Annotated in this window: 1 protein-coding gene; it reads left to right on the top strand. The window is 78.3% G+C overall.

Annotated features, from left to right (window positions below):
* Positions 1-668 (top strand): KR domain-containing protein (locus tag CCN39_RS49015; RefSeq protein ID WP_244211392.1); only part of this gene is annotated, 668 nt, incomplete at both ends.

Genomic DNA, 668 nt, shown 5'->3' on the forward strand with positions numbered 1-668 from the left:
TCAGCAGCTGCACGTGCTCGCCGCGGAGCCGGACGAGCACGTGCAGCTGCTGACCCCGTCGTGGCAGCCGGCGCCCGCGCCGGTCGCCGGGACGACGGGCCGGGTCGCGATCCTGCCGGACTCCGGAGGTGTCGCGGCGGCGCTCACGGCACTGCTCGGTGAGGTGGCCGACGTGGCCGAGGCGGACACGGTGGTCGACCTGTCGGTCCTCGACGTGGACGACGACGTGGCGGCGGTGCACGCGGTCTCCCGCACCCTGGCCGCGGCGGCGGGGGACGGGTCACGCGCGGTGCGGGTGCTGGTGGCCACCCGCGCGGGCCAGGCGGCCGGCGATCGCTCGCCCCGCCCGGCCCAGGCCGCGGTGGCCGTGCTCCCGGTCGTCGCGAACCAGGAACACCTCAACCTCGACGCCGGCACCGTCGACCTCGACTCCACCCACGGCCCCGCCGAAGCCGCCGCCGTCCTCGCCGCGGAACTGCGGTCCCCCGGCACTCCCCTCGTCGCCTACCGCGGCGACCGGCGGCTCGTCCCCGGCTACCGCCCCGCCGCACCCGCCGCCCCACCGGTGATCCGCGAAGGCGGCAGCTACCTCATCACCGGCGGCCTCGGCGGCGTCGGACTCACCGTCGCCGAGCACCTCGCCACCCGCGGCGCCCGCCGCCTCGTGC

This window comes from Amycolatopsis kentuckyensis, from assembly GCF_002155975.1.
GTDB lineage: Bacteria > Actinomycetota > Actinomycetes > Mycobacteriales > Pseudonocardiaceae > Amycolatopsis > Amycolatopsis kentuckyensis.